Source organism: Streptobacillus canis (assembly GCF_009733925.1).
Classification (GTDB): Bacteria; Fusobacteriota; Fusobacteriia; order Fusobacteriales; family Leptotrichiaceae; genus Streptobacillus; species Streptobacillus canis.
On the sequence record NZ_WOEI01000019.1, the window covers coordinates 1 to 24,348 of the forward strand.

General features: G+C 28.6%; 20 protein-coding genes. 1 reads left to right on the plus strand and 19 read right to left on the minus strand.

Annotation, left to right across the window (positions count from 1 at the left end; genetic code table 11):
- The 6 genes from GM111_RS05610 to pflB all read right to left on the minus strand — a co-directional run.
- Nucleotides 1-124 (minus strand): GTP-binding protein (locus GM111_RS05610; RefSeq protein WP_231479751.1); only part of this gene is annotated, 124 nt, incomplete at its 3' end.
- An 83-nt stretch (nt 125-207) separates the two neighbouring features.
- A complete protein-coding gene (locus tag GM111_RS05615; protein WP_156299980.1) occupies nt 208-1,731 on the minus strand; it encodes a hypothetical protein in 1,524 nt (507 codons plus the stop codon).
- A 92-nt stretch (nt 1,732-1,823) separates the two neighbouring features.
- Nucleotides 1,824-3,836: a hypothetical protein gene (locus tag GM111_RS05620; protein ID WP_156299982.1), complete on the minus strand. Its 2,013-nt coding sequence runs from the start codon at nt 3,834-3,836 to the stop codon at nt 1,824-1,826.
- A gap of 157 nt (nt 3,837-3,993) precedes the next feature.
- On the minus strand, nt 3,994-5,178 hold the full coding sequence (locus tag GM111_RS05625) for an alpha/beta hydrolase fold domain-containing protein (protein ID WP_156299984.1): 1,185 nt from the start codon (nt 5,176-5,178) through the stop codon (nt 3,994-3,996).
- Entirely contained in the window at nt 5,168-6,376 is a 1,209-nt protein-coding gene (gene pepT / locus GM111_RS05630) for a peptidase T (protein ID WP_156299986.1), read from the minus strand. Before pepT ends, GM111_RS05625 begins: the two co-directional genes overlap by 11 nt.
- 90 nt (nt 6,377-6,466) lie before the next feature.
- The gene (pflB, locus tag GM111_RS05635; RefSeq protein WP_156299988.1) at nt 6,467-8,704 is read right to left on the minus strand and encodes a formate C-acetyltransferase; all 2,238 of its coding nucleotides are present in this window, start codon (nt 8,702-8,704) and stop codon (nt 6,467-6,469) included.
- 274 nt (nt 8,705-8,978) lie between these two features.
- On the opposite strand from pflB, the gene gpmA reads away from it, so the two are divergent.
- Nucleotides 8,979-9,668: a 2,3-diphosphoglycerate-dependent phosphoglycerate mutase gene (gene gpmA, locus GM111_RS05640; RefSeq protein ID WP_156299990.1), complete on the plus strand. Its 690-nt coding sequence runs from the start codon at nt 8,979-8,981 to the stop codon at nt 9,666-9,668.
- A gap of 45 nt (nt 9,669-9,713) precedes the next feature.
- Here gpmA and GM111_RS05645 read toward each other — a convergent pair whose 3' ends face one another.
- The 13 genes from GM111_RS05645 to obgE form a co-directional block, all read right to left on the minus strand.
- Nucleotides 9,714-11,081, minus strand: coding sequence for a cation:dicarboxylate symporter family transporter (locus GM111_RS05645; protein ID WP_156299992.1), 1,368 nt, complete (start codon nt 11,079-11,081; stop codon nt 9,714-9,716).
- Nucleotides 11,082-11,101: 20 nt separating this feature from the next.
- Nucleotides 11,102-12,655 carry a UDP-glucose--hexose-1-phosphate uridylyltransferase gene (locus tag GM111_RS05650; protein ID WP_156299995.1) on the minus strand — a complete coding sequence of 518 codons (1,554 nt, stop codon included), beginning with the start codon at nt 12,653-12,655 and terminating at the stop codon, nt 11,102-11,104.
- 8 nt (nt 12,656-12,663) lie between these two features.
- On the minus strand, nt 12,664-13,644 hold the full coding sequence (gene galE, locus GM111_RS05655) for a UDP-glucose 4-epimerase GalE (protein WP_156299997.1): 981 nt from the start codon (nt 13,642-13,644) through the stop codon (nt 12,664-12,666).
- A gap of 98 nt (nt 13,645-13,742) precedes the next feature.
- Nucleotides 13,743-14,795: an aldose epimerase family protein gene (locus GM111_RS05660; RefSeq protein ID WP_156299999.1), complete on the minus strand. Its 1,053-nt coding sequence runs from the start codon at nt 14,793-14,795 to the stop codon at nt 13,743-13,745.
- Entirely contained in the window at nt 14,792-15,952 is a 1,161-nt protein-coding gene (locus GM111_RS05665) for a galactokinase (RefSeq protein ID WP_156300001.1), read from the minus strand. Before GM111_RS05665 ends, GM111_RS05660 begins: the two co-directional genes overlap by 4 nt.
- 18 nt (nt 15,953-15,970) lie before the next feature.
- A complete protein-coding gene (locus tag GM111_RS05670; protein WP_156300003.1) occupies nt 15,971-17,047 on the minus strand; it encodes a galactose/methyl galactoside ABC transporter permease MglC in 1,077 nt (358 codons plus the stop codon).
- A 9-nt stretch (nt 17,048-17,056) separates the two neighbouring features.
- Entirely contained in the window at nt 17,057-18,556 is a 1,500-nt protein-coding gene (mglA, locus tag GM111_RS05675; protein WP_156300005.1) for a galactose/methyl galactoside ABC transporter ATP-binding protein MglA, read from the minus strand.
- Between the two features lie 57 nt (nt 18,557-18,613).
- Nucleotides 18,614-19,633 (minus strand): galactose/glucose ABC transporter substrate-binding protein MglB, encoded by a 1,020-nt coding sequence (gene mglB / locus GM111_RS05680; protein WP_156300007.1) that lies wholly within the window; start codon nt 19,631-19,633, stop codon nt 18,614-18,616.
- Nucleotides 19,634-19,679: 46 nt separating this feature from the next.
- Nucleotides 19,680-20,846 carry an ROK family transcriptional regulator gene (locus tag GM111_RS05685; RefSeq protein WP_197034503.1) on the minus strand — a complete coding sequence of 389 codons (1,167 nt, stop codon included), beginning with the start codon at nt 20,844-20,846 and terminating at the stop codon, nt 19,680-19,682.
- Between the two features lie 146 nt (nt 20,847-20,992).
- Complete coding sequence (udk, locus tag GM111_RS05690) at nt 20,993-21,643, minus strand: uridine kinase (RefSeq protein ID WP_408022640.1); 651 nt, start codon at nt 21,641-21,643, stop codon at nt 20,993-20,995.
- Between the two features lie 62 nt (nt 21,644-21,705).
- Nucleotides 21,706-22,173 (minus strand): PTS sugar transporter subunit IIA, encoded by a 468-nt coding sequence (locus GM111_RS05695; RefSeq protein WP_331279613.1) that lies wholly within the window; start codon nt 22,171-22,173, stop codon nt 21,706-21,708.
- Complete coding sequence (miaA, locus tag GM111_RS05700; protein ID WP_231479776.1) at nt 22,170-23,069, minus strand: tRNA (adenosine(37)-N6)-dimethylallyltransferase MiaA; 900 nt, start codon at nt 23,067-23,069, stop codon at nt 22,170-22,172. The genes GM111_RS05695 and miaA overlap by 4 nt, the downstream gene beginning before the upstream one ends.
- A complete protein-coding gene (gene obgE / locus GM111_RS05705) occupies nt 23,047-24,345 on the minus strand; it encodes a GTPase ObgE (RefSeq protein ID WP_156300015.1) in 1,299 nt (432 codons plus the stop codon). Before obgE ends, miaA begins: the two co-directional genes overlap by 23 nt.
- Nucleotides 24,346-24,348: the final 3 nt, after the last annotated feature.

Sequence of the window (24,348 nt, forward strand, 5' to 3'; positions counted from 1 at the left end):
CTAATCCTTTTGATGCTAATACTTTTGAAATAGCTGCTGTTGTTGTTGTTTTACCGTGATCTACGTGTCCTATTGTTCCAACGTTTACGTGTGGTTTACTTCTTTCAAACTTTTGTTTTGCCATTTTTTCCTCCATTTTTTTATTATTTATTTGTTTTATTTTATCTCACTTATTATACCATTTATACATTATAAAGTCAAATATAATTACCATAGATATTCTAGTTTTAGATTTCCTTTAACACCTAGTTTTTTATAGTTAAATTTATTTTTATCTCCACTAAATACTATTTTACTTTCAAGAGATGGTCTAACTAATAAACTATTCGATATAAATTTCATATTTAATGCTATTTTAGGATTCATAGTGAAATAAATAGAATCATGATATCCCCCTAATTCAGATATCTCATTTTCCATACTTTCAATAATACTTTCATTTCCTATTTTAGTAGCCCGAAAATATAATATATGATCATCATAAAATTTATCATCTACAAGTCCTAAATTTTCTACCATTTTCTTAAATCCTAAATATTCATTTTTTAAATATTTCGTTCTAAAATCAAAATCTAATCCACTTTCTAATTTTATACTTGGGCTAATTAGATAATCTACTTCAGTTTTTGATTCAATTATAAAATCTTTTGTAGGTATTTTAACTCCAGTCCCTAATTTTTGTTTAATTTTAATATCATCTTTATTATATGATAAATTAATATTTGCATCTACAAATGCATCGGTTTCTATATTTACTTTACTCAAAGAAAATACATCTGCATTTACTTCTAATCCAAGATTTTTATTAACATCATAACTATATTTATTTTTACTCCATACAAAAATATCATGATCTATATTATTTTTATTTATATTATATATATATCTTACATCTAATCCATCAAGCCTATATCCTAAATTCAAACTATGTTCTAAACCTTTATACTTAATTCCATATCCTAAACTTGTTGCAAATGAATTAATAGCTTCTTCATGATAAGTATTATTTAATTCATCTGAATCTAATATATTAATAACCCTTAAATCAATATTATAAAAATCTTTTGAGTATTTTAAATTATTATCTGTTTTAAGTAAATTCCCTATATTATGTATTTTATTTTTTAAATGATTTATTTTAATATAATCTTTATTTTCAGTTTTAAATTCTAAATTTCCAATTTTTCCTACATAGTCTACTCTTATCCCCGGTCTATGTTCTACAAATATATTTTTAGCTATATCTAGATCATAATTAACTTCTATCGTTACATCTTTATACTTAGCTGCATTCTCTGCCCCTAATTTGAATATCCCTTTTTTCATATTTGCTAAATTTGCATATATTTTTGAAGAATATCTTGAATAATCGATATTTAATTCACCATAAAGACTTCCTCCATCTTCAAACTTATCTTTAATTGGTTCAAGTATGTGCCCTATTTTGACAGTATAACTATCATTATCAGTTAAATCATACTCCAATTTTCCTGATATGTTTAGATTATTTATATTTTTTTCACCTTTAATAAAAGCTTCAAAATTATCTACATAATTATAGTTAGCTCCTAAAATTAAATCTGGTTGTTCATATTTAAAATTTAAGCCACCATTACCTTTAGCATCATCATTTAATACATAATCAACTCCTCCATTTATATTTACAGTAACATTTTGTGAAAAAGATACCATAGATAAAAATGAAACTATTCCAAAAATTAGTTTATTCATTATTCCTCCTCAACTTAATTCTTATTTTTAATTATACACCTAAAATAAAATTTTTGCAAAAAAAAAGAGCCTAAGCTCTTTTCTCATATTAATTACCAAACATATTCTACGTTTAAAGTACCTTTAGTATCAAATTTAGCTGGTGCAAAATCAGGTCTCACACCTCTAAATATAACTTTTGCTTCAACAGCTGGTTTAACTGTTAACTTATTATCTAAGAATTTCATTGTAACACCTAACATAGGTTTAACAACAAAGTGGATGTTTGTATTATTGAATAAATCAGCTTTTTCATCAGCTATATTTTTTTCAATTTTGTTATCTCCAATTTTAACTTCTTTTAGGTAATCTCCCCATTTTAAGAATTTATCTTCATGTAATCCTTGAGATTCAATAAATTTAACTGCTCCAACATGTTGAGCTTTAACAAATTTATTTGTTGCATATAAGTTTAATCCAGAGTTAATTTGGATATTTGGAGTAACTTGATAGTTTAATTTAGAATCAGTTTCTGCAGCCCATAATTTAGCTTCAGAAGTTGATTTACCATGTTTAAATTTACCAATTAATTCTTGTGAGAAGTCTACTCTTCCATGTTTATAAGCAACTTTTCCTGAACCTTCAACAAATGTAAATGTATTTAATAATTCAGGTTTAACACCTATTTTGTTGTAAGTATGAACATTTAAGTTTCCTTCTAAACTAATTGCATCTGTTACAGCATAAGTTAATTTATTAGTTGTCCATGCAAATAATTCATGATCTTTTAATGTTACAGCTTTTAAGTCAGTTACATTTAAATTTTCTAATCTGTAAGCTACATCTAAATTATGAGTGAATACAACTTTCCCTAATTTTGGACTTAAAGTATGACCTAAAGCACCTACAAATGAATTAGTATGTGCTGCAGTATTTGTAACTTTTAAATCTTTAGATGATAAAATATTGAATGCTCTTGCTCTTAATGTTAACATTTCAACAGGTTTAACTTCTAATTTATTATCTGTTTTAAAGAAGTTATCTAATTTAGAAACCACTGGTTTAGTAGCAAAGTCATGTTTAACTGTTACTTTATCAGTATTTTCTGTACTTACCATGAAGTTTTTACCAATATATTTAACACCAACAAAAGCTTCTGGAGTATGAGTCATATTTCCAACTTGCGCTGGAGTAGGATCATATTTAGATACAACATCTGCTCCATAGTTTAATTTTCCTGTTAATTCTAATCCTTTTACACCTTTGTATACTGCTTTGTTTTCTAATCCTACATTTACTACTTGTGCATCAGCAAATGGTAATACAGTTCCTAAATTAAAGTGTGCTTTAGATTCTAATGATAAGTCTTTAACTAATCTATCAGATGAAACTTTAACTTCTCCTTTTAAGTTTCCTCCTGTTACTAAGGTAGCTTTTTGAACATCATCTTTTATTTCTGTACCATTATAAGTATTTGTTTTAAAGTTTCCTAATTTGTGAGTTAATTCAGCTGCTACATCGAATTTTTCTAATTTAGTATCAGCTTTAACAAATGATTCTAATTTATGAGTACCATTAGCAAAATCTTTAGTAGTATAAATCATCCCTAATCTATAATTTATATTATCATATTTTCCATTTCCTACTCCTGATAATAATAATGTATCATCTTTATCAAAAGAATATCCTTGTTCTCTTAATAAAGCATTTTTATCATCATCTGATGCTTTATCATTCCATATTTTTTTTGCTTTTAAATGTTCAATAATAGCATCTTTAACATTTGCATCTTTAATTCTATATGCTCCTGTTAAAGACATGTTTGAATTTTCTGTAACTTTACCATCATATCTAACACCTAAATATCCTGGAGTTTCTAAAGAATCTGCCACTGCTTTTCCTTTTAACTCTCCACCTGCAAATACAAACGTATCTTTATTTGCATCTAAGAATAATCCTAAATCTAATTTAGTTGATAAATCATAAGTATATACTACTGGATTAGCAGTTGATGTAATATCTTCTGATTTCACTTCTGCTTTTGAGTCTGATTTAACATAACCAGTAACATTAGCAAATGAAGCTACTGAAGTTAACGCTAGAACTCCTAATAATGTTTTTTTCATTTCATATCCTCCTAATTTTCATTATTTATTTTATTATTTATAACCCTACTCAATTTTACCTTCAAATCTTGATTTTGTCAAGTAAAAAATTGATTTTGAAATATTTTTCTTATATTTTTTATTATTTTTTTCTTAGTTTTTCCTTATAAACTCTATTTTACTTATTATTTAAATAATTTCTATTGCTTGTTTTATAATTATGTTTTTCAAATTCAATTAATTGTTCAATATTAATATCAAGTTTTTTAAAGATTTCTTTTATCTCTTCTTCTGTATATTTTTCTGTATCTACATTAAATCTAATTTTTTCTATAGTTTTTTTGTCTAATTTAACATTTTTCTTATTTTTTGTTGCTTTATCAAAAAATTGTGCACCTTTGTCTAATGATTCATAAGCTTCTTTTATTCCTAAAAATTGAAAAACATGTAGTTGACCTGGATATTCAACTAAAGTTACATCCACTCCACTATTTTTTAAATTCTTATAAAAAATTACTGAATCATCTTGTAATATTTCGTAATCAGAAACATGAATTAATGTTTTAGGAAACCCTTTTAAATCTTTTGCATATACTGGTGAAATATACCTTAACGTCTTGTCTTTTTCTGCTATAAAATATGGTATATTATCCATCATTTTAATTCTATTTTCCAAATTATATGGGTTACCAAATAATACATCTTTCGATTTATTTCTAGTTCTACTTTCAACCTTATTTGTTGCATCTAAAAATGGTGACATTAAAAATATTCCAGCTGGAAGAGGTAGCTTATTATCTCTTAAATATATAGTTGAAGTTGTAACTATATTACCTCCTGAACTATCTCCAACAAACACTATCTCATTATGCGAATATCCCATTTTTAGAGCTAATCTATATGCATTTAAGAAATCTTGATTTTGTATAGGGAATCTATGTTGATAACCCATATGATAATCTACTATCATCACATCAAATCCTGAAAGTTTTTTAGCAAAATTTAAATAAAAATTTCTTCTAGCTATCTTATATGGATTTAAAAATGATCCTCCATTACCTACTATAATAAGTTTCTTTTCTGCATTATTTTTAATATAATATTGTTCTATTCTTGTCCCTTCTTCATCATAAACTCTAAAGTCATATTCTTCAGGAATTACATAATCTTCAATTTCTAAACCTACAGAAGTAAGTAGAGCATACATTGAATCTCTATCCACTTTTGGAGACAGGTTATATGCAAGCATTGAATAAGCTTTAGATTTTACTGAAACATTTTCTGGAAGTTCTACATTTGAACAAGATAACACAAATAATAATCCTATTAAACCTATAATACTCTTAAATATTTTATTTAGCATTTAACTTCACAATTTCTATTATTACATCTCTTGCTTTCATCATATCTTCTAAGCAAGAAAATTCATATTCTCCATGGAAGTTTTCTCCTCCAACAAAGATATTTGGCGTTGGAAGTCCCATGTATGAAATTTTAGATCCATCTGTTCCTCCACGTATAGGTATTATTCTAGGTTTAATATCTAAGTTTTTCATTGCTTGTTCTGCAATATTTACACATTCCATATGATCTTTAATTATATCTCCCATGTTATAATATTGATCATGCATTTTGTACGTAACTACTTGTCCATATTTTTCATTAATTCTTCTTGCTATATCTTCACAGAAAGCTTTTCTTTCTAAGAATTTAGCCTTATCAAAATCTCTAATAATATATGTTAAAGTTGCAAGTTCTATTCTAGCTTCCATATTATGTAATAAATAGAATCCTTCATATCCTGAAGTATGTTCAGGCACTTCTTTTTCAGGGAACATCATTGCAAGTTCTGCTGCAATAGTATTAGCATTTATCATTTTATCTTTAGCTGTTCCTGGATGTACACTTACCCCATTAATAGTATATGTAATTTGAGCAGCATTAAAACTTTCATATTGTAGTTCTCCTAATTCTCCACCATCCATAGTGTATGCAAAATCAGCTTTAAATTCATCTACATTAAAGTTATCTGCACCTTTTCCTATTTCTTCATCTGGACCAAAAGCAACTTTTACTGTACCATGAGGTATTTCTGGATGTTCTTTTAAAAATTTAACTGCTTCAATGATTTCTACTATTCCTGCTTTGTCATCTGCACCAAGTAATGTAGTTCCATCAGTTGTAATTAATGTTTTTCCAACATAATTTTTTAAATTTGGAAAATCCTTAGGTGACATAACTTTACCTAATTTTTCATTAAGTACTATATCATTTCCATCATAATTTTCCACTACATTTGGTTTAATATTTCTAGCTTCAAAATCAGCTGTATCAATATGTGATATAAATCCTATAGTTGGTACTTCTCTATCTAAATTTGAAGGTAATGTTGCATTTACAAAACAAAAATCATTAATATATATATTTTCTAGTCCTATTTCCTTTAAATCTTCAACTAACATTTTTGCAAACTCATATTGAGATGGTGTTGAAGGTATAGTTGTAGATTTTTCATCTGATCTAGTTTCAAATTTTACATATCTTTTAAATCTCTCTAACATATCTTTTCTCCTTTTTTTTGATATATAAATATTATCATAAATGTAGTATTTAAGCAAGAAAAAAAGAGCCTAAGCTCTTTTTCTCATCTATTACATCTTAGTAGATATTGTTCTGTTTATAACGTCTAATTGTTGTTCTTTAGTTAATTTAACGAAGTTAACTGCATATCCTGATACTCTTATAGTTAATTGAGGATATTTTTCTGGATGTTCCATAGCATCTTCTAATAAGTCTCTACCAAATACGTTAACGTTTAAGTGTTGACCTGTAGCTCCGAAGTATCCATCTAATAATCCAACTAAGTTAGTTCTCATTTCGTCATCTTCTTTACCTAAAGTTTCAGGTGTTATAGCGAATGTATAAGAAATTCCGTCATTTGCATGTTCAAACGGTATTTTTGCAACTGATGCTAATGAAGCAACTGCTCCGTTAACGTCTCTTCCGTGCATAGGGTTTGCTCCTGGACCAAATGGTGCTCCAGCTCTTCTTCCATCAGGAGTGTTTCCTGTTTTCTTACCGTATACAACGTTTGAAGTAATTGTTAATACTGATTGAGTAGGTATTGCGTTTCTATACATTTGGTGTTTTCTAATTTTGTTCATGAAGATCTTAGTAATTTCTACTGCGAAATCATCTGTTGCATCATCATTGTTTCCGAATGGTACATAATCGTCACCTTCGTTAACATAGTCAACTGCATCTCCTTCTTCATCTCTTATAATTCTTACTTTACCATTTTTAATAGCTGCTAATGAATCTGCTACAATTGATAATCCTGCTATTCCAAATGCTTGTGTTCTCTTAATGTTTTTATCATGTAATGCCATTTCAAATGATTCATATGAATATTTGTCGTGCATGTAGTGAATGATGTTTAATGCTTGCACGTAAGTTTGAGCTAACCAATCTAATACTTTATCATATTTTTCCCAAACTTCATCAAATACTAAGTAGTCTCCTTTAATTGGTTCAAACATTCCTTCTGGAGTTACTTGTATTTTTTGTTTTTCATCTTTACCACCGTTGATAGCATATAATAATGCTTTAGGTAAGTTTACTCTCGCTCCGAAAAATTGCATTTGTCTTCCTATAGTCATAGGAGAAACGCAACATGCGATACCATAGTCATCTCCAAATGATGGTTTCATTAAGTCATCATTTTCATATTGTAATGAAGATGTATCTATTGATACTCTAGCACAGAATTTTTTCCAGTTTAATGGTAAGTCTTGAGCCCATAATACTGTTAAGTTTGGTTCTGGTGCTGGTCCTAAGTTATATAATGTATTTAAAATTCTGAATGAGTTTTTAGTTACTAATGATTTAGATCCATCAACTGTCATACCACCGATTGATTCAGTTACCCATACTGGATCTCCAGAGAATAATGCATCATATTCAGGTGTTCTTAAGAATCTAATTATTCTTAATTTCATAACGAAGTGATCTATCATTTCTTGTGCTTCTTTTTCTGTAATTCTTCCTTCTCTTAAGTCTCTTTCAATGAAGATATCTAAGAAAGTAGAAGTTCTTCCTATACTCATAGCTGCTCCATTTTGATCTTTAGTAGCTCCTAAGTATGCAAAGTAAGTCCATTGAATAGCTTCTTGAGCTGTTGTAGCTGGTTTAGAAATGTCATAACCATAGCTTTCAGCCATTCTCTTTAATGCTTTAAGTGATTTAACTTGTTCGAAAATTTCTTCTCTTTGTCTGATTACATCTTCAGTCATTTCTGTTGGAGTTAATTCATTCCAATCTTTAGTTCTTTCTTCAATTAAGAAGTCTACTCCGTATAAAGCAACCCTTCTGTAATCTCCTATTATACGTCCTCTTCCGTATGCATCAGGTAATCCTGTTACAACCCCTGTTTTTCTTGCTTTTCTGATTGCATCAGTATAAGCTGAGAAAACTCCGTCGTTATGAGTTTTTCTATATTTAGAGAAAATATCTCTAGTTGCTGGATCTAATTTATATCCAAATGCTTCTAATGAATTTTCAACCATTCTTAATCCACCGTTAGGGAAGATAGCTCTTTTTAAAGGTTCATCTGTTTGTACCCCTACGATTTTTTCTAAATCTTTGTCAATGTAACCAGGTCCATAAGCATCTATTTGAGATGGTATTTTAGTTTCAGCATTGTAAATACCTTTTTCTCTTTCAATTGCTAATTTTGGTTTTAATTTGTTCCATAATTCTGTTGTAGCCTCAGTTGGCCCTTCTAAGAAACTGTCATCTCCAGTATACTCAGTGTAGTTTAATTGGATGAATTCACTTATGTTGATTTCTTTCATCCAGTTACCTTCTTTAAATCCTCTCCAAGCTTCCATAATCTCATTCCTTTCAAAATTGTTTTTCTATTTACATCTTAATTGTAATACTAAAACAAATATATTTCAATAAAAAAAAAGTTTTTTTACTAATATATTTTAGGCTACATATTCAAAGAGTAGTAAAAACGTTGTTTTTTAATTAATATATTTTTCACAATATAAAATAATTTTCTAACATATTTCACAATATGAAATTTAGATAATAAAAATTGATTTTTTTTTCACTATATTGTATAATAAACATATATTTAGAAATTTAGGAGGAATATTAATGAAATTAGTATTAGTACGTCACGGTGAAAGTGAATGGAATTTACAAAATAGATTTACAGGTTGGATAGATGTAGATTTAACTGAAAAAGGAGTAGAAGAAGCTAAAAAAGGTGGACAAGCTTTAAAAGAATTAGGTTACACATTTGATGTTGCTTTCACTTCTTACCAAAAAAGAGCTAACAAAACTCTTAACTACATTTTAGAAGAAATTGATCAATTATATTTACCAGTATACAAATCTTGGAGATTAAATGAAAGACACTACGGTGCTTTACAAGGTTTAAACAAAGCTGAAACAGCTAAACAATATGGTGAAGAACAAGTACATATCTGGAGAAGAAGCTTCGATGTAGCACCTCCTCATGTTGAATTAACTGATGAAGTTAACTACCCAAGATTCCAAGCTAGATATAAAGATATACCTGAAGCTGAATGCCCAAGAGGAGAAAGCTTAAAAGATACTATAGCAAGAGTATTACCTTACTGGGAATCAAACATTTCAAAAGAAATTAAAGCTGGTAAAGATGTAATAGTTGTTGCGCATGGAAACAGCTTAAGATCATTAATCAAATATTTATTAAACATTGATGATGTTAAAATACTTGACTTAAACTTACCAACTGGTAAACCATTAGTATTTGAAATTAACGAAAACTTAGAAATACTTTCAGCACCTGAATTATTCTAGTAAATAAAAATGGAGATTTTAAAGATCTCCATTTTTTTATACATTTTATTCTGTTTCTAATTTATCAAATTGTCCTTTATCAACTTTATTTAATATCTTACCAGTTACAAGTCCTGCAACTATAGACCCATTAACATTTAAAGCTGTTCTTCCCATATCAATTAAAGGTTCAACTGTAATTAATAACCCAACAATCTCAATTGGGAATCCTAAAGTTGAAAGTACTATGATAGCAGCAAATGTTGCTCCTCCACCTACTCCAACTACCCCTAGTGAACTTATAGTTACTATAACTATTACTCTTACTAAGAATAATGGATCAAAAGGATTAATTCCTAATGTTGGAGCAAGAATTATTGCAAGCATAGTTGGATAAATAGATGCGCATCCATTTTGACCTATTGAAGTTCCAAATGTTGCTGCGATGTTTGCTATTCCTCTATCTATTCCCATATCTTCTTGTGCTTTAGTTGTTAAAGGAATTGCTCCAGCACTTGTTCTAGAAGTAAACGCAAATATTAATACTGTCATAGCTTTCTTTAAGTATATAATTGGTGAGAATCCAAATAATGCTACTATTATTAAATGAATTACAAACATTAATCCTAAAGCTACATATGATACTATTACAAACTTAACTAATACTCCAATTTCTGCAAAATTACTAGTTGAAGCAAATATAGTCATTAAAGCAAATACACCATAAGGTGTAAGTCTTAATACCATTTTTACCATTCTAATAACTACATCATGACTTGCATTAATAAAGTCTATTAAAATATTTGCTGATTCAGGTTTTTTCTTTTTCATTCCAAGTATTGCAATACCTACAAACATTGAAAACACAACTACAGCAATTGTTGAAGTTGGTCTTGAACCTGTTAAATCTGCAAATGGATTTGAAGGAATAAATGATAATACTTTATCAGCAAGTGTTTGTACTACAGCTCCTGCTCTTTCATTTACTCTTTCAATAGCTTTTAATTCTTTTTCTCCTGCTCCAGTACTTAATATACCAGATGCATCTAAATTAAATCCTAAAGTTACAACTTCTGCAACAAGTGAAGCTATAGCTGCAGTAGTTAATAAAACTCCTATAACTAAACTTCCCATTTTAGAAGCTTCTTGTGTATTATTAAGGTTAATAATTGCCGAAATTATTGACACTAATATTAGTGGCATTGTTATCATTTTTAATAAAGCAATATATCCCTTACTTACTACTTCAAAATATTCTTTTGATTTTGTTATTGTTTCCATATCTTGGACATTTTGTAAAACTAGCCCAAATAATAGACCTAAACCTAAAGCAACAAACACTCTTGTTGAGAATGAATAACGTTTAGCTGCAAGTCTATTTAAAATGAATAATACTCCTGCGAATATTATTACATTTATTATTACATTTATCATTTTATTACCATATTCATATCTTACTTAACTTTACTCAAGAACTGTATGAATCCCTTTCTTCCTACTTCATTATTTTTAAATACACCACAGTCTTCTAGCACTTTTTCAAATGTTTTTCCTATAGTTTTTTCAATTAATCCATCTAAGAAGTAGTCATCTTTTAACATCTCATTTGTGAAGTTATCTCTAACCCAATTAATGTGTTTTTGTAAATCTGTATTTTCTTTCATAATATCTAATACATCCTCTACATTTCTTAAGCTCATTAATAGTTGATCTAACTCTTCCATTTCATGTTTTAGTCTTCCAGGTAATACTGCAAGACCCATAACCTCAATTAATCCTATATTTTCTTTTTTAATTGAGTGATGTTCTTCATGTGGATGGAATATTCCTAACGGAAATTCGTCTGTAGTTCTATTATTTCTTAAAACTAAATCAAGTTCTACTCTATCTCCTTTTATTCTAGCAATAGGTGTTATTGTATTATGTCTAACTCCATCACTGTGAGATAGTATATCATTTTCATAATCACTATGATTAATCCATTCTTGTAAAACTTTATCAGCTAATTCAAGTAATTTTTCTCTATCTTCTCTCTTAACATTTAATCTAAGTACTGATAAAGGCCAGTTAACTATACCAGCTTCAACCTCAGGATAGTTTTCAAAACTTACTTTACTTGAAATTTCAGCCATCTCCATAGCAAATTTATGTTTACCTGCTTGGAAATGATCATGAGATAATATAGATCCACCTACTATAGGTAAATCTGCATTTGATCCTATAAAGTAATGTGGAAATACCTCAACAAATTCTGTTAGTCTTTCAAAAGTACCTTTATCTATTTTCATAGGTCTAACTGTACTTGAAAATACTATAGAATGTTCATTGTAGTATATATATGGTGAATATTGGAAAAACCAATCTTCATTTGTAAGATTTAATTTTAATATTCTGTGATTTTGTCTACCTGGATGATTTATTCTTCCCATATATCCTTCATTTTCTTTACATAATAAAGATTTAGGATATGAAGACGTTGCAGAATTTCTTGCAAGAGCAATTTCTTTTGGATCTTTTTCTGGCTTAGATAAATTTATAGTTATTTCTAACGGACCATATTTACTTTCATAAATATAGCTTACATTCTTAGCAATTCTATCTGTTCTAATATAGTTACTTTTTTTAGATAAACTATAGAAATAGTCTGTTGCAGAACTTTTTTCTTTGTTATATCTATTCCAAAATTCATTAGCAATAACTGAAGTTCTTGGTAAAATTTGTCCCATTATTTTAGAATTTAATAAATCATGAAAAACTAATATATCTTCTTTTAATTTACCATTTTTTCCAGCCCATTTTGTAATATTATCTAATATTTCAGTTGGATACTCTACTTTTTCAACTTCTTTTCTTAATTCTTCTTTTTCTTCTAATGTAAATTCAGGGTAGTCTTCTATATCTAAAACTTCTAAAACTTTATTTCTTACTAAAATTTCATCTATAGGTTCTACCATTTCATTTAAAAGACCAAATTGAATTATTTTCTCAATTTCTTTATATATATTCATCTATTCTCCTAGTATTTTCTATTTTGTTCCCAACGCCATGCTGAATTTATTATATCATCTAAACTATATTCAGATGTCCATTTTAATTCTGTCATTAATTTAGTTGGATCTGCAATTAGTAATGCCGGATCTCCTGCACGTCTTTCAGCTTCAACAACACTAAATTCTTTTTTAGTTACTTTCTTAACAGTATCTATTATAGATCTTACTGAGAACCCTTTACCATTTCCTAAGTTATATTCTAATGAAACATTTTCGTTAAACATTTTTTCCATACCCATAATATGTGCTTTTGCTAAATCATATACGTGTATGTAGTCTCTAATACATGTTCCATCTTCTGTGTCATAATCTGTCCCAAATATTTTAATACATTCTCTCTTACCTATCGCAGCTTCTAAGATTACTGGTATTAAATGCGTTTCTGGAGAATGTGCTTCTCCTATTAAACCATCCATATCTGCACCTGCAGCATTAAAGTATCTTAAAATAACTGATTTTAAGCCATATGCTTTTTCAAAATCTTTAAGAATGATTTCAACCATTCTTTTTGAACTTCCATATGGGTTAATAGGATTTTGAGGATGTAATTCATTAATTTTTTCAGCTTGAGGTTCACCAAATGTTGCTGCTGTTGAACTAAATACAAAATTTTTAACATTTGATTCTACCATTTGATTTAAAAGATTTATTACTTTTCCAACATTATTTTCATAATATTTACCAGGATCAATTACTGATTCTCCTACTTCAATAAATGCTGCAAAGTGCATAACTATATCAATTTTTTCTGTTTCAAAAACTTCTTTTAATTTAGCTCTATCTCCTAAATCTCCAATAATTAATTTAACGTCTAAAATATCTGCAACTTCTTTATGTCCTTTAGATAAATTATCATAAATAATTACATTGTATCCTTCTTGTTTAAGTAATTTTACTGTATGTGAACCAATATATCCTGCTCCACCTATTACTAATACATTTTTCATTAAAATGTCCTCCTACATTATCATATTATATATTATACTAATGTAAAAAACAAGAGAAAATTAAATTTTCTCTGTTTTTTTACAAGTTAATATTTTATTTATTTTACAACCTTAAATAGATATTTAATTTTTTCAAAATATGGCATAGTTGGCTTAGTCATCTTAGAATCAAAATTTTCTATGTTAATTCCATTTTGGTAATTTTGAGCTTCTAATGCTACTCCTAAAAATCTAGAATTTTCTTTTAAATCAGCAAAAGGTTTAACTTCATCTAAGAAATTACCTGTATAAACTACCATACAATTTTGACTTGTTTCCATATTTAATTCTATACCCGAATGTTCAGAATATAGAGAAAGTGCTACATCTTTTGTTTTATCTAAAACGAAAGCATGATCATATGCACGAGTTATTTCAAATTGTGGATGAGACATTGCTATTCCATCTTTAATTTTTCTATACTCTCTTAAGTCAAAGCATGTACCATCTACACTCATTTTTTCTCCTGTAGGTATCATATTTAATTTTACAGGACAAAATTCATTTGCACTAATTCTAATTAATTGTTCATCTCCATTAATACTTAAGTCTCCTGAAAGATTAAAGTATGAATGATTAGTTAAATTAATATATGAATTTCTGTCACTTTCAGCATGTAATTCAACTAAAAGTTCTGATTCCTCATTTATCATATATCTTATGAAGAAAGTCATGTTTCCATGATGATTTCCATCTAAATGTGGCCAAAAATATTTAAGTTCTATCCCTTTATAGTCTTCAAAAGCCACTGGCTTAACATCAAATATTTTTGAAGTTAAAGCATTTGGTCCACCATGATTAGCATTTTCTCCACTATTTATACCTAATGCAAATTCTATTCCATCTATAGTGTATTTACCATTTTCTATTCTTCCTGATGTAGGTCCAATAATTGCACCTGCATAACTTGGATCATTTAAATATTTTTCAAAAAAATCATAACCTAAAACTACATTTCTAAAAACACCATTCTTATCTTCTACTAGTATTTTAGTAATAATTCCACCAAGATTTAATACATGAACCTCAAATCCTTTAGAATTTTTAAGTATATGTTCAACTACGTCTTTTTCACCTAGTTTACCTAGGGTATTTTTAGAATAATTTATCATAGCGGTCTAGCACCTTCACTTACATTTGCAATATAGAAGTCTGCTTTAAGTCCTGTTTTTTCTAGATATTTTCTTCCAACATTTTCAATAAATGCATCTACGTTTACTTTTTTAACTATACTTACAGTACATCCTCCAAATCCAGCACCAGTCATTCTAGAACCAACTACTCCTTCTTCTCCCCAAGCTGCTTCTACTAGTGAATCTAATTCTACTCCTGTAACTTCATAGTCATCTCTTAATGAGATATGAGATTCATTCATTAATTTTCCAAATGTTGCTAAATCACCTTTAGTTAATGCTTCTTTAGCCATTAAAGTTCTTTGATTTTCATAAACAGCATGTTTTGCTCTCTTTTGTCTAATTTCAGATTTAATTAAATCTTTATTTGCTTCAAATTCTTCTATAGATAATTCTCCAAGAGCTTTAATATTTAATTTAGTTTGTAATTCTTCTAAAGCCATGTCACATTCAGCACGTCTTTCATTGTACTTAGAATCTGCAAGTCCACGTCTCTTATTAGTATTTGCAATTATAATATATTCATTTTCTAATACTACAGGTACATGTTCATAGATTAAAGTATTACAATCTAATAAAATAGCCATATCTTTTTTACCCATAGCAACTGCAAATTGATCCATGATTCCTGAATTTACACCTATGAATTGATTTTCTGTTAATTTTCCTAATTTAACTATTTCTACTGTATCAATATCAAATTTAAATTCATCTCTTAACATTATTCCTATTACCATTTCAACTGATGCTGAAGAAGAAAGTCCAGCACCATTAGGTATATCCCCATATAATAGTACATCAAATCCATGAGTAATTTCATATCCTTTATCCATAAATGCTTTAAACATTCCTTTAGGATAATTTACCCAATCATGACTAGGGTCATTTACTAATTCATCAATGCTAAATTCTATTACACCTTTTTCTTTAAAGTTTTCTGAATAGAATCTACAAGTTCTATCTTCTCTTTTTGCAACTAATGCAATAGTTCCTCTATCTATAGCACAAGGAAATACATTTCCTCCGTTATAGTCTGTATGTTCACCTATTAAATTTACTCTACCTGGTGCAAAATATCTTGTTTCATAATTTTTTCCAAATAATTCATTAAATCTATATTCTAAAGTCTTTAACATGACTAATCCTCCGAAATTTTAGTTTTTCTTCTTGTATTTTAACATATCTATACCAACTGCAATTATTATGATTAAACCTTTAATAATAAATTGCCAGTAAGGGTTTACTCCTATATATGTTAATCCATAGTTAATCATTGTAAAGATAATAACCCCTGCAACTACTCCAGATATTTTTCCAACCCCTCCAGAGAATGAAACTCCTCCAACAACGCAGGCTGCAATCGCATCTAATTCATATAAGTTACCTAAGTTATTTGATGCAGATCCTATACGAGCTGCTTCTAAGAATCCTCCTACTGCATACATTATACCTGAAATAACATAAACTAAAATTAATGTTTTAGTTACGTTAACCCCTGAAACTTTTGCAGCTTCTGGATTTCCTCCAACTGCGAATAAGTTTTTACCAAATACTGTTTTATTCCATACTACCCACATAATTAAAACTGTAATTGTAGCATATATTATTAATTTAGGTAAGAAGAATCCACCAAGTTGTATATTTCCAACTAAACTTGAATATGCACTACTAAATCCAGCAACAGGTGTTGATCCTGTATAGTCAAAGTATAATGAGTTAGCTCCATATGCAATAATCATCATACCCATAGTAGCAACGAAAGGAACTATATCAAATTTTGAAACTAAAATACCATTTACAAGTCCTATTAATGCCCCTATAACTACTACTAAAAATAAAGTGATGAAAACTGTAGTAAATGTAGGTTCATCGGCAAATCCTAAAGCTTTTCCAAGTGATGCTATAGTACCTTTAATTCCTGGATATTGTTCCATAAATTTATAAATTTTATTTGGGTTTGCAACTGTTTGTAATAATGTTGCAGATACTAACCCTGCTATCCCTATTTGTCTACCAGCTGAAAGGTCAGTCCCTTGAGTAACTATTATACCTGCTACCCCTAAAGCTATTATCATTTTAACTGAAGATTGAGTTAAAATGTTTATAACGTTTCTAAAGCTTAAGAATGATGGTTCTTTAATTACTATTACTATGAATAAAAGTAATAATACCATGTATATTCCACCATTAATAAATAATGATTTTAATTTTTTCATTTGTTCGTTATTCATTACTTCCTCCTATAAATACATTGCCGTTAATTTTAATATTTCTTCTTGAGTAGTTTCTTTAGTATTTACTATTCCTGCAACTCTTCCATTACTCATTACTACTATTCTATCTGTAATTCCTAATAACTCAGGCATTTCAGATGAAATCATAATTATACCTTTATCTTTTTCAGCAAGATCTATCATTAATTGATAAATTTCAAATTTAGCCCCAACATCTATTCCACGTGTAGGTTCATCCATCATAAGTATTTCTGGGTTAGTTAATAACCATCTACCTATGATAACTTTTTGTTGGTTACCTCCTGAAAGGTTTCCAATACTTTGGAATTGAGAAGGTGTTTTAACCTTCATTGAATCAATAACCCATTTAGTATCATCTGCAACTTTATTGTCATTTATCAATCCAAATTTTGAATAATTCTTAACATTAGAAATTATTGAATTAAATCTAATATCTAACATAGAGAATATACCTGTAGCACGTCTTTCTTCTGTTATAAGTGCTAGTCCATTATCTGTTGCTTCTTTAGGAGAACGTATTTTCTTAATTTTATCATGTATCTTAATGTCACCTAAATAATCTCCACGCATACCAAATATTGTTTCAACTATTTCTGTTCTCTTAGATCCAACAAGTCCTGCTATACCTAAAATTTCTCCTTTATGTAATTCAAAACTTACATCTCTTAAATCTTTGTTAGTTAATCCTTCAACTGACATAATTACATCTTTTGGTTTACTTGTTTTAGCAGGGAATCTATTACTTAAATCCCTTCCAACCATTAGATTAATAATTTGGTCTGTAGTTAAGTCTTTAACACTTTGTGTTGTAACCCATTGTCCATCTCTAAGTATTGTTATTTCATCACATATTTCTTTTATTTCTTCCATTTTATGTGAGATATATACTATACCAATTCCACTTCCTTGTAATTTTTTTACAATACGGAAAAGATGATGTACTTCATTTTCTGTTAATGAAGAAGTTGGTTCATCCAAAATTAAAACTTTTGAGTTATATGAAACTGCTTTTGCAATTTCTAACATTTGCATTTGAGAAACACTTAAAGTGCTTACTTTAGCTCTTGGATCTATATTAATGTCTAAATTTTTAAATATTTTCAATGTATCTTCATACATTTTTTTCTCATCAACCATACCATATTTAACTGGGTATCTACCTAGCCAAATATTATCCATAACGTTTCTTTGTAAAACTTGGTTTAATTCTTGATGAACCATTGAAACTCCACGTTCTAAAGCATCTTTAGAATTTATAAAATTAATAGGTTGCCCTTCTAGTTTTATTTCACCTTCATCTTTTTTATATATACCAAATAAACATTTCATTAGAGTTGACTTTCCAGCCCCGTTTTCTCCCATTAGTGCATGAACACTATTTGGTCTAATTCTTAAATTTACTTTGTCCAATGCTTTTACTCCAGGGAATTCTTTTGAAATCCCATTCATTTCTAAGACATACTCAAAATTTAAGTTTTCACTCATTCATTCCACCTCATTTTTTAAAAAAAGCCACTTTCCAGTGGCTTTTTTATTTAACTTTTATTTTTTGAATTCTTGATAGTTGTCTTTATCTACACCAACATAAGGTACTCTAACTGCTTTGTCCACTAATTTCCATTCAGTTCCTTCTGTAGGTTCTTTACCCATAGCAATGTTATTAGCTAAGTCTAATACTGCTAAAGCTTGGTTTTTACCATCATTTAATACTGTTCCTGATAATTCACCTTTTTCGATTAATAATAATGCTTCAGGTATTGCGTCAACACCATAAATAGGTAATTTTTTGTTGTGAGCTTTAGTTGCTTCTAACGCACCGAATGCCATACCGTCGTTGTTAGCTATGATTACTTCTAATTTATCTCCGTTAGGTCCTGATAACCATGCATCAACTTTATCTTTAGCTTGTGCTGTATCCCAGAATGCAGCATCTTCGAATAATTTTTCAGTTTTGATTCCAGCTTCTTCAACAGTTTTAACTGAGAATTCAGTTCTTGCAACTGCATCTGGATGTCCTGGTTCTCCAATTAACATAGCGTATTGGATAACACCGTCACCATTTAAATCTTGTGCAGGGTCTGCTTGCCAGTTTTTAACTATAGTTTGTCCTTGGAATACTCCTGATTCTTGAGGGTTGTTTCCAACATACCAAGCTTTGTCATAAGAATTTAATGCTTCAACACCTGGATCTTTATTGAATAATACTATAGGTACATTAGCTGCTTTAGCTTTGTCTATAACAGATTGTCCAGCAGTTGGATCAACTAAGTTGATAACTAATACGTCTACACCTTTAGAAATTAAAGTGTCGATTTGGTCGTTTAATACTGCTTGAGAGTTTTGAGAGTCATTTTCTACTAATTCAATGTTAGGATATTTTTCTTTAGCAATAGCATTCATGTCATTTCTCATACCAGCTAAGAAGTTGTCATCGAATTTGTAATAAGTAACTCCTAATGTAATTTTTTTAGCTCCGTCAGCTGCAGGAGCTTCTTCTGTTTTACTACCACAAGAAAGTACAAAAGTTAAAAGTACTAACATCATTGTAAGTAATTTTTTCATTTTTCTCACCTCTAAATAAAATTTTATTAATCACTATATTTATAGCCTAAAATGTGAATATTTTTTGTCCTGAGAATAGATTCATAATTATTAAATATACAGAACCGTATTTTTCAACATCATCTCCAAACTCAGTTGGGTATATATTTACTACTCCTCCAAAATCAGGTGTTATCATACTGTCTATTCCTTTTTCAAAGTTTTTAAAGAAAACTTGTTTAGCATGTATGATATCTCCAGCAACAATTATATTTCCAATATCTAAAACATTTAAAATATTCCCTATAGTCTTTCCAATTTCAGTACTTGCTTCTTTTACTATAGAGTTATATGGTTCTTCACCTAATGCCGCTTTTTCAAATAATTCTTTATATGATAAGTATATATTCTCAACATCTATACCTTGTTTTTCAAATTCCCAAAAAACCTTATTTCTTATCATATTCGCTGAATATTCAGCTTCAAGACAACCAAATTTTCCGCATTTACATTTACTATTTGAAGTTGGATTTACTATAAAATGTCCTATTTCTCCCGCACAGAAATGTACTCCTTCAAATATTTGTCCATTTATCATTATTGATGATCCTATACCATCCTTAATGTATACATACATAACATTTTGTAGTTTTTTCACTCTATATATTTCAGCTTTTAACATAGATCTTACATCATTATCTACTATTACTGGTACTTCAAATCTATTTTCCAAATAATCTCTTAATTTAAGATTATTCCATTTTAAATGTGGCGAAAAGATTGAAGACCCATCTAAAGTATTAACTACTCCATTTATTGCAAGTCCTATTCCTAAAATATCATTCTTACCATATTTATCAAGTAATGCACCTAATTCATCTGTAAGTAATATCTTTAACTTTTCAGATGCTTTAAATTGGAATTTTTTTCTTCTTGTTTCTATGATAGTTCCATCAATTTTACTTACTGAAATATCAATAAATCCTGAACCAAAATTTATTCCTATTACTTTTTTGTATTCTGGATTAATTTTTAAAATTTTTCTTGGTCTACCACCTTTAGACGATAATGTATTATCTTCTAAAACTAAATTCTCATCCATAAGTTTTTTCATGGTTTTTGAAATAGCTGCAGGTGATACGTTTAATTGAAGGGATAAATCCATTCTTGTTATACAACGATTTTTAGAAATTAATTCTAAAACTTCATATTCTGTATCATTTAGTCTTTTCATTTGTCTCCCTTTAGTTATATTATAATGTGTTTTTTTTTCTTTGCTCATTTTTTTTTAAAAATTAATATAGTCTTTTTTAACTATATAAAATATATCAAGCAATATATCTAGTAAATACATACTCTCTAATATTATTACTTTTTTTACTATTCTTGAGATTCTTTAGTAGCACTACGTCTTATTAAATATTTTAATCTACTAGATACCATTTTTATACCTACTTCATTGTCTTTACCACGAGGAATTATTACATCAGCATATCTTTTAGAAGGTTCAACAAATTCAAGATGCATTGGTTTTACTGTACTAATATATTGTTCTTTAACGTTATCAAAACTTCTTCCTCTTTCTTGAATATCTCTTTCCATTCTTCTTAATAATCTGATATCATCATCTGTATCAACAAATATCTTCATATCTAAAAGATTTCTAATTTTTTCAATTGCAAGTATTAAAATACCTTCAACTATAATAATAGACTTAGAATCAATTCTTTCAATTTCTTTTGTTCTATTATGTTCTGCAAAGTTATAAATTGGTTTATCTATACTTTCATTTCTACCTAGCATTTTGATATGTTCTTCTAATAAATCAAAATCAATAGAATTAGGATGATCATAATTTAATTTAACTCTTTCTGAAAAAGATAAATGATCATTTTTTTTGTAGTATGAATCTTGCTCAAGTAATACAACATCATCACCATTTTTCATTAAATCTTCTAATATTGCATTTGCAACTGATGTTTTACCACTTCCTGTTCCACCAGCTATCCCTATGATTATTGGTTTTTGCATAATTCCTCCTTAAATATAAAAAGAGGCTTAATAATACCAAGCCTCTTTAACAGTTTAATAACTTATCTTATACCTAATAATTTAATTACTTCTGTAGTATCTTTAGTTGATATTATTTTTTCTAAAATTTCTTCTTCATATGAAAATCTTGATATTTTTTGTAATAGATCTAAGTGCTCTTTTTTTGTTTCTTCTGGAGCAGCTATCATAAAAAATAATCTAGATGGTTCTTCATCGAAAGAATCAAAATCTCTTCCTTCAGGAACTATCGCTAAAGCTAATGCTAATTTATTTACTGCAGGTGATTTTGCATGCGGTATAGCTATACCATCTTGCATACCAGTTGAAGTTAAATTTTCTCTTTCAATTAAATCTTCAATAAATACATCAAACATACCTTCTTTAATAATATCACCAGACTTAACAAATAATTCAGCCATCTCTTTAATTATATCATCTTTTTTCTCAGATTTTAGTCCAAATACTATTCTATCTTTAGTTAAAAAATCAACTATTCTCATTTTATTCATACCTCTTCTATCTTATTTAATATATCCAATAAAACTTCATCAACACTAAGTTTACTTAAGTTATACTCTAAATAATTTTTATCCTTCTTAAACCAAGTAATTTGTCTTTTAGCATAATTTCTACTTTTTTGTTTAAGAAGAGATATTGCATCTTCTAGATTCATTTCACCAGAAAAATACATAAATAATTCCTTATAACCTATAGCTTTACTATTAGGATATTTCTTATATATTTTTTTTGCTTCTTCAAGTAATCCATTATCCATCATTATATCAATTCTTTTATCAATAATGTTGTATAACTCTTCTCTATCTCTAGTTAAGAATACTTTCAAAAACTTATACTCATTTCCCTTAATATTTACATTTATAATTTCACTAAATTTTTTACCTGTTAGTTTACATACTTCAACAGCTCTAACAAGACGCATCTTATTATCTTTATCTATTTGATTATATGTCTCTACATCAAGCTCTTTTAATATTTCTAATAATTCTTCAATACTTTTAGCTTCTAATTCTTCCCTTAATTTATCTTCTTTTTCTGGAAGTTCTGAAAAACCATCAGTTACAGCTCTTAAATAAAGTCCTGTGCCTCCTACTAAGAGATAAAATTTAGGATTATCATTTAATATTTTATTTACAGCTTTTTCATACTCGCCTACAGAATATTCTTCATCAGGATTAACAACATCTAACATATGATGTTTAACTCCTTCCATTTCATCTTCTGTAATCTTTGCAGTCCCTATATTCATCTCTCTATATATTTGCATAGAATCTGCTGAAATAATTTCTGCGTTTAATTTCTTGGCAAGCTTTATTGAAAGTGAAGTCTTTCCTACCCCTGTAGGCCCTGCTATAACTATAGCTTTATTGCACATATGTAAATTCATATCCTGCAATAATTATAGTATCTCCTTCTACTACTCCATGACTTTCAAGAACTTTTTCCATACCTAGTTTTCTCATAATTTGTAAGAATTGGATTATTCCCTCTTCTCCTAACAATACATATTTTCTAAGTACGTTATCAACAATTTGTCCTTTAAGTTCATAAACTTCATCATCTAGTTTTTCAACTATCCAATCTTCTTGTTTTCTAACTAAATCTGGTAATACTAAGTCTAAATCTGCTTCTTCCTCTATAACTTCACGTTCTGTATTTTTAACTAAATTCCAAACACGAGAAAGTAAGTCTTTTAAATTCTCTCCAGTAAGTATAGAACCAAAGACTATATTTTCTTCTTTTATACCATGTTTGATCAATTGTTTTTTAAATTCTTCTATTTTTTCTTCTTTTTCCTCAAATACCATATCTAATTTATTTCCAAAAACTATTTGTTCTTTTTTAGATAATCTTTCTGAGAATTTGAAAAGTTCATTATTAATTTTTTCAAAATCTTCTATAGGTTCTCTTCCCTCTATACCAGAAAAATCAACTATATGTACTATAGTCTTACATCTTTGTATATGTTTTAAGAATCTATCTCCAAGACCTACACCTTCGTGAGCTCCTTCTATTAATCCCGGAATATCTGCTATTACAAAGCTTTCTTCATCACTCATTCTAACAACACCTAACTTAGGTTTTAAAGTTGTAAAATGATATTCTGCAACTTTAGAGTTTGCAGCTGAAACCTTATTAATAAAACTAGATTTACCTACACTAGGATACCCTACTAAAGCTACGTCAGCTAAAAGTTTTAACTCTAGTTTTACCTTAAGTTCCATTCCTTCTCTACCTGACTCAGCTATTTTAGGAGCTTTTCTAATTGATGATTTAAAGTGTATATTACCACGTCCACCATCGCCACCTTTTAGTAGAACAACTTGCTCATTTGGTATATCTAAATCTACTAATAATTTATCTGTTTCAAAATCTCTAATCATAGTCCCTACAGGAACTTTGATAATACAGTCCTTACCAGAAGCACCTTTACATCTTGCTCCCGAACCTTTTTGACCATCTTCCGCTTCAAACATTTTTATAGTTTTAAAATCTACTAAAGTGTTAATATTAGGATCTGCAATAAAAATTACATCTCCACCTTTTCCACCATCTCCACCGTCTGGTCCTCCAAATTGGACAAATTTTTCACGACGAAAAGTGGCGGCACCATCTCCACCCTTACCAGATTTTACTGTTATTATACTTTCATCTATAAACATTTA